The organism is Xanthomonas sp. SHU 199, assembly GCF_000364665.1.
GTDB lineage: Bacteria > Pseudomonadota > Gammaproteobacteria > Xanthomonadales > Xanthomonadaceae > Xanthomonas_A > Xanthomonas_A sontii.
The window spans coordinates 1-6,827 of record NZ_AQOI01000285.1 but is presented as its reverse complement, the minus strand read 5'-3'; the positions used below and the strand labels follow the sequence as shown (position 1 = coordinate 6,827).

The following is a 6,827-nucleotide window of genomic DNA, read 5'->3' as shown; positions in this document are numbered from 1 at the left end:
GCTGCTCGACGAACCGACCAACCACCTCGACCTGGAGATGCGCGAGGCGCTGGCCGAGGCGCTGAGCGATTTCGAGGGCGCGATCGTGATGGTCTCGCACGACCGCCACCTGATCGGCCTGGTCTGCGACACCTTCTGGCGCGTGGCCGACGGCGTGGTCGAACCGTTCGACGGCGACCTCGACGCCTATGCCGCGTGGTTGCGCACTCGCCCCGCCGCGCAGGGCACCAAGCAGAAACTGGCCGAGGCCGCGCCGACCCCGCCGCCGCCGGTCAAGCCGCTGCCGGCGAAGAAGCCGCCGAACCCGCACAAGCTGGCCGCCGCGGAGAAGCGCGTGGGCGAACTGGAAGCGGCGCTGGCCGAACTCGACCGCCAGCTCGCCGATCCCAAGCACTACGCCGATGCGGAGAAGATGGCGGTGCTGGGCCGCGAGCGCGAGGCCGCCGCGCGCGACCTGGCCCAGGCCGAGCAGGCGTGGATGGAGTTGATCGACGGCGCCTGAGCCGGGGTGGATCTCGCCATCGCCGGTGTGTGCCGGCGAGCACGGGCGATCCACGTCGAGCTGACGGTTCCTTCTCCCTGCGGGACCATGGCCCCCTTTTCGGGGGAAGGTGCCCCAAAGGGGCGGATGAGGTGCGGGTGCCTGGGGGGCGGAGTGGCCGGCCGTGCGTGTCGGCGTACCCCTCACCCCAACCCCTCTCCCGGTGGGAGAGGGGCTTCAATCGCTTCTTCACGCCGCTCCAGGCGAGGCCGGAACGTGAGCCGGCGTACCCGGTGTGGGAGAGGCTTCAGCCCCGACGTCGCATCGCCTCAGCCAACGGCAAGTCCCACCTGCATCGCCTGCGCCAGCGCCCAGGGCTGCGCGCGCGCCGGACATACCGTGCAGGATGAGGACGATCGCATCCGCCGACGCGCGCGGCGCCGGCCCGTGCCGCTCAGGCGGCGGCGCTGGCCACGACCAGCAGACCGCCGGCGATCGCCGCCCAGTCCAGCGGCGTGCGCGAGCGCAGGCTCTGCAGCGAGGGGCGGGCGGTCGGCGTCGGCCGGAGGCTGGCCTTGAGCGCCATCAGCGCCAGGCCAGCGGCGCTGAGCGCCCAATGCCATTCGCTGGCGCCGCCGCGCAGGAAGTAGGCCAGATGCAGCACACACAGGCAGCCCAGGACGGCTGCCAGCACGACGTCACGCGAGACCAGGCCCGGACGGGCGGTCAGGACAGCACGGTTCATCAGCATGTTTCCCCCGAAACGGTCAGCGCCATCCCCGGCGCACAGTGCGACTGCGACCAGGATCATATTTCGGGCCTGCCCGGCCGCCAAGCGGCAGTGCACAAATTCTTCACATTACTGTCAGGCCTTGCTGGTAGGCGAAGCAAGGTGCATGCCGGCGTGTGCCCAAGCGCTCCCGGCGCCCAATGCGGCGGCAGCGGTGTCGCTCAGTCGGCCAGTGCGGCCTGCTCGGCCAGCAACCACTCGCGCAAGCGTCGGGCGGCGTCGCTTTCCGCGCGCGCGCGCAGCCGGGTCAGCCAGTAGCGGCCCAGGTCGATGCGGGTACTGAACGGACAGACCAACCGCCCGGCATCCAGGTCCTGGGCGAACAGCCGCAGCGGCAGCAAGGCCACACCGTGCCCGGCCGCGGCGATGCTGGCCAGGGTCAGCGAGGCATCGCAGATCGGGCCGCCGGCCTGCACCTCAGGCGCGCCGGCGGCCTGCAGCCAGCGCGGCCATTCGTCCAGCCGGTAGGAGCGCAGCAGGGTGGTCCTGGCGAGGTCGGCGGGCCTGCGCAACAGCGGCGCCAGCGCCGGCGCACACACCGGCGCGAACGGCGCGTCCAGGATCGGCGTGGCGTGCTGGCCCTGCCAGTCGCCATCGCCGAAGCGGATCGCCAGGTCCAGGCCTTCGCCGGCCAGGTCGACGCGGTTGTTGTGGGTGTACACGCGCAGTTCGATGTCCGGGTGCACGGCGTGGAAGGCGTCCAGCCGCGGCAGCAGCCAACCCACCGCGAAAGTGCCGACCACGCCCACGCTCAGCGTCTCGCGATAGCGACCGCCGGCGAAGCGCTGCAGCGTCCCGGCGATGCGGTCGAAGGCCTCGGTCAGCACCGGATGCAGGCGCAGGCCCTCGTCGGTCAGGGCCACGCCGCGCGGCAGGCGCTGGAACAGCACCACGCCCAGGCGCGATTCCAGTTGCTTGATCTGATGGCTGAGCGCGGCCTGGGTCACGCACAGCTCGGCGGCGGCACGGGTCAGGTTCTGGTGCCGTGCCGCGGCCTCGAAGGCGCGCAGGGCGTTCAGCGGCAGATGCGGACGGATCATCGTCAGGTATCAATTCGGCTCATGGGTGCGATTGAATAACCTCGCTGGTGGGGGTGGGTCAATGCGGCCATCATCCTGGCTCCCGACGGAGGTGGACGATGCTGACGAGACGACGGTTCCTGCAGGGTGTGGGAATGGGCGCGAGCCTGCTGGTCGTGGCTGGTGCACAGGCAAAAAACGCGAAAAACCCGACGCCGACGCTACCGCAGCGACTGGCCGAGATCGAGCGTCGCAGTGGCGGCCGGCTCGGCGTGAGCCTGCTCGACGGCGGCGGCGCAACGCTCGGCGGACAGCGCCAGGATGAGCGCTTCCCGCTGTGCAGTACCTTCAAATTTCTATTGGCGGGGGCAGTGCTGCAGCGGGTCGACCGTGGCGAACTGGCCCTGGAGCGGCGCGTGCCGGTGCGCAAGGCGGATCTGCTGGCGAATGCGCCGGTGTCCGAGCGTCATGTCGGCGGCACGCTCAGCGTGGTCGAACTGTGCCGCGCGGCGATGATCTACAGCGACAACACTGCGGCCAACCTGCTGCTGCCGCTGGTTGGCGACCCGCCCGGCGTGACCCGCTTTCTGCGTGCGCTGGGCGATACGCAGACCCAACTGGACCGCAACGAGCCGGGCATGAACGAATTCGTCGCCGGCGATCCGCGCGACACCACCACGCCGGCGGCGATGGCGGCGACGATGCGTGCCTTGTTGCTCGGCGAGGTGCTGCAGCCAGTGTCGCGGCAGCGCCTGATTGCCTGGATGCGCGACAACCGTACCGGCAACGACTGCCTGCGCGCCGGCCTGCCGGCGGGCTGGCGGATCGGCGACAAGACCGGCAGCAACGGCACCGATACCCGCAACGACATCGCCATCGTGTGGGCGCCGGGACGGTCCACGCCGCTGCTGCTCACCGCCTATCTCAATGGCGCCACGGTCGACAGCGCCGCGCGCGACGCGACGCTGAAAGCGGTGGCGCAGGCGGTCGTGGCCTCGCTGCCTGCGCAGACGCGGCGTACCGGTTAGGCGGCGTTTCGCGCGCTGTATCGCCTGCGTTCGCTGCAATCGCGCCGGATGCAGGTCGCTCTCCCGTAGGAGCGGCTCCAGCCGCGACAGGCTTCATCGCGAAGGTCCGTCGCGGCTGATCCCACACACGGGAACCGCAGCCATGCGTACGAGACGCTGCTCGCGAGCAGCGGCGACGCCACGTGCCGACGCCGCGTGCGATCGCCTGCGTTGTACCCAACGGCCACCGCGGCCGTGCTCACTGATCGTGCGGTCCCTTCCATTCCCCATCCTGTCCGGAGCGTCCCATGCGTCGATTCGTCTGCTGTTCGTTCGCCATCGCCTTCGGGCTGTTCGCCCACGCCGCGCAGGCGAGGGTGTGGGAGCCCTCGCCCGGCCATGTGCAGGTGCCGATCTGGCCCGGCGTAGTGCCGGATGCCTTGCCGCACCCGAAGCCGGAAACGGCTGGACCCGGGGCCAGGATCGACAACGTCAGCCGGCCGACCATGACCGTGTACCCCGCGCAGGGCCACAACACCGGCGCCGCGGTGGTGGTGTTTCCCGGCGGCGGCTACCAGATGCTGGCGATGGACCTGGAGGGCACGGAGATCTGCGACTGGCTGGTCTCGCGCGGCATCACCTGCGTGCTGTTGAAATACCGCGTGCCGAACTCCGGGCCGACCTGGGTCGACGACCGGCGCTACTACCCCAAGGTGCAGACCGCGTTGCAGGACGCGCAGCGCACGCTGGGCCTGGTGCGCCAACAGGCCGCCACCTGGGGCGTGGACCCGCACAAGATCGGGGTGATGGGCTTTTCCGCCGGCGGCCACCTGGTCGCCGCGACCAGTACGCATTTCGCCAAGCGCACCTATCCGCTGGTGGATGCCGCCGATCGCGTGAGCTGCCGCCCGGATTTCGCCATCGCCGTGTATCCCGGCCATCTGTGGGTGCACGAGGACGAGGACGCCGACACCCGCGATTTCACCGATCTGGCCCTGCGTCCGGACATCCGCGTCGCCGCCGACACCCCGCCGACCTTCCTGCTGCAGGCGCAGGACGACTATGTGGACGGCGTCTCGCAGGTGCTGGCGTACTACGTCGCGCTCAACCATGCTGACGTGCCGACGGAAATGCATATCTACGCCAAGGGCGGCCATGCCTTCGGCCTGCGCGCCAAGAACCTGCCGATCGCACAGTGGCCGCAGCTGGTGGAGACCTGGCTGCGGACGATCGGGGTGCTTAAGAGCCGGGATTAGGGATTCGGGATTCGGGATTGGCAAGAGCGTGTCAGCGCGCGGATTGCGCTTTCACGAATCCCCAATCCTAAATCCCAAATCCCGGACGTTGTCACGAATCCCCAATCCCGATTCCCGAATCCCGCCCGCCTCCGGCGGGCTCCTGATACAGCCGCGCCGCCCCGCCCATCGCCGGATCGCTGATGCCGGGCTTGCCGGTTTCCACGCGGCCGGCCAGGCGCTGGCGGGCGTTGTCCTGGACCAGCCACAGGTCGTACCAGCCGCCGCTCGGCTTGGCATTCCAGCGAATGCGCTGCTCGGCGCCGGGCGCCAGCGTCACCCGTTGGCGCGGTTGTGCCTGGGCGTAGGCGGCCGGTTCCAGGGACACCTTGAGTGGCGCGGCACCCGGATTGCGCAGGACCAGGCACAGCGCCTGCGCGTCGGTCGGCTCCTGGACGATCTCGGCCTGCAGCAGCGGGGCGCTGAGGTCGCCACGGTAGTGGCGGTGGAAGCCGTTGGGGCCGAGCAGCCACAGGTCGTAGCTGCCGTCGTAGGTGGTCCAGGTGCCGTCCAGGGTTGCGCCGGCGCCCACCGTGTAGCGGCGCGGGATCGACTCCAGGAGGTAGCGGTCGTAGACGTGCAGCACCGCCGCTGCGCCGGTGTTGGCCATGCGCAACTGCACCTCGCCGCGCTCCGGCACGTGCTGCAACTGCACCGTCGGCCGATACGGCAAGGCACGTGCGCGGCGCACGCCGAACGCCTGACGCGGTGCCTGCAACTGCGCCGGCAGCGGTGGCACTGCGTGGTCGTGCAACGCCGCGGCGCGCGCGGCCGCCTCGCGCACGTCCGGCAGGTCGGCGACGAACGGACGGGTGTCGGCCTGGCGGAAATCGAAGGCGTTCAGCAGGTCGCCGCAGACCGCGCGACGCCAAGGGGTCAGGCCGGCGGCGGCGACACCGAAGCGGCGCTCCAGCAGGCGCAGCACCGAGGTGTGGTCGTAGACCTGCGAATCGACCCAGCCGCCGCGGCTCCACGGCGAGATCACGTACAGCGGTACGCGCGGGCCGAGGCCGTAGGGACGCCCGCGCAGCTCCGGCGGATCGGCCTTGGCGTCGCCCGGCGCAGGATGCAGGTGGTATTCGCCGTCGGTGGCGACGCTGGAGGCGCCGGCCCAGCCACCGGCTGCGGACGGGTCGGGCGAGGGCGGGGCCGGTGGCGGCACGTGATCGAAGAAGCCGTCGTTCTCATCGAACATCAGCAGCAGCGCGGTGCGCGCCCACACCTTGGGATCGGCGGTCAGCGCATCGAGCACGCGCGCGGTGTAGGCCGCGCCCTGCGCCGGGCTGGACGGATCGGGATGCTCGCTGCCGGCGGCGTCGGCGATGATGAAGCTCACCGACGGCAGCCGTGCAGCCAGCACGTCCTCGCGCAACTGCGCCAGGCTGCGGCTGGAGACGCCGCGTGCGCGCAGTTGCGGATCGTGCCCGGGCGCACCGCGCCAGGCCGCGCGGAACGGCGCGAAGCCGGCCAGCGGGTTGTCGGTGAAGTTGTCGGCCATGTCCTGGTAGATCTGCCACGACACGCCGGCCTGCTGCAGCGCTTCGACGTAGCTGGGCCAGCGGTAGTCGTCCGGATCGCCGCCCAGTTCCGGGAAGTTGTCGTGCGAGTTGGCGATCGCCGGGCCGCCGGCGCGCGCATGCGGATCGTTCTGCCCGGTCCACAGGAACACGCGGTTGGGATTGGTGCCGGCCTGGATCGCGCAGTGGTAGGCGTCGCAGATGGTGAAGGCGTCGGCGAGGGCGAACTGGAACGGCAGGTCGTCGCGTTCGTAGTGGGCCAGCGCGTGGTCGCGCTTGGCTGCCGGCCACTGGCCCATGCGGCCGTGGTCCCAGGCTTGCTGCGCGTTCGGCCAGGTATGCGGGGTGCCTTGTACGCGCATGGTGGCGAAGTCGCGTGCGGTGCGCAGCGGGAACGGCGCGAGCTGGCGGCTGCCGTCGGCGCTGGGCTGCAGCCAGACCGTGCGCGGTGCGGTGTCGGGCAGCGGCGGGGCGGGGATCGGAAAACGGTCGCCGAAGCCGCGCACGCCGGGAAGGCTGCCGAAGTAATGGTCGAAGGCGCGGTTCTCCTGCATCAGGATCACCACGTGCTGCAGGTCGTCGAGGGTGCCGCTGCGCACGTCCGGGGCGATCGCGGCGGCGCGGGCGATGCTCGGCGGCAACAGGGCAGCGGCGCTGGCGGTGAGGCCGGCGCGGAGCAGCCGGCGGCGGGTCTGGTCGGTCATAGCGGTCCCGGGGA

The 6,827-nt window shown here is 70.9% G+C and carries 5 protein-coding genes and 1 pseudogene; 3 read left to right on the top strand and 3 right to left on the bottom strand.

The window, feature by feature from the left end; genetic code table 11:
* Positions 1 to 502, top strand: a pseudogene (locus tag D183_RS24455) (ABC transporter ATP-binding protein); the annotation flags it as partial.
* A gap of 433 nt (positions 503 to 935) precedes the next feature.
* Here the strand turns inward: D183_RS24455 and D183_RS0110585 are convergent.
* Both D183_RS0110585 and D183_RS0110580 read right to left on the bottom strand, forming a co-directional pair.
* Positions 936 to 1,226 (bottom strand): hypothetical protein, encoded by a 291-nt coding sequence (locus D183_RS0110585; protein ID WP_039727065.1) that lies wholly within the window; start codon positions 1,224 to 1,226, stop codon positions 936 to 938.
* 206 nt (positions 1,227 to 1,432) lie between these two features.
* Positions 1,433 to 2,311 carry a LysR substrate-binding domain-containing protein gene (locus D183_RS0110580; RefSeq protein ID WP_017908963.1) on the bottom strand — a complete coding sequence of 293 codons (879 nt, stop codon included), beginning with the start codon at positions 2,309 to 2,311 and terminating at the stop codon, positions 1,433 to 1,435.
* Between the two features lie 98 nt (positions 2,312 to 2,409).
* Here D183_RS0110580 and bla point away from each other — a divergent pair, with 98 nt between their 5' ends.
* Both bla and D183_RS0110570 read left to right on the top strand, forming a co-directional pair.
* On the top strand, positions 2,410 to 3,318 hold the full coding sequence (gene bla / locus D183_RS0110575) for a class A beta-lactamase (protein ID WP_026144367.1): 909 nt from the start codon (positions 2,410 to 2,412) through the stop codon (positions 3,316 to 3,318).
* A gap of 287 nt (positions 3,319 to 3,605) precedes the next feature.
* A complete protein-coding gene (locus D183_RS0110570) occupies positions 3,606 to 4,553 on the top strand; it encodes an alpha/beta hydrolase (protein ID WP_017908961.1) in 948 nt (315 codons plus the stop codon).
* 91 nt (positions 4,554 to 4,644) lie between these two features.
* Here the strand turns inward: D183_RS0110570 and D183_RS0110565 are convergent, their stop codons facing one another.
* A complete protein-coding gene (locus tag D183_RS0110565; protein WP_017908960.1) occupies positions 4,645 to 6,813 on the bottom strand; it encodes a phosphocholine-specific phospholipase C in 2,169 nt (722 codons plus the stop codon).
* Positions 6,814 to 6,827: the final 14 nt, after the last annotated feature.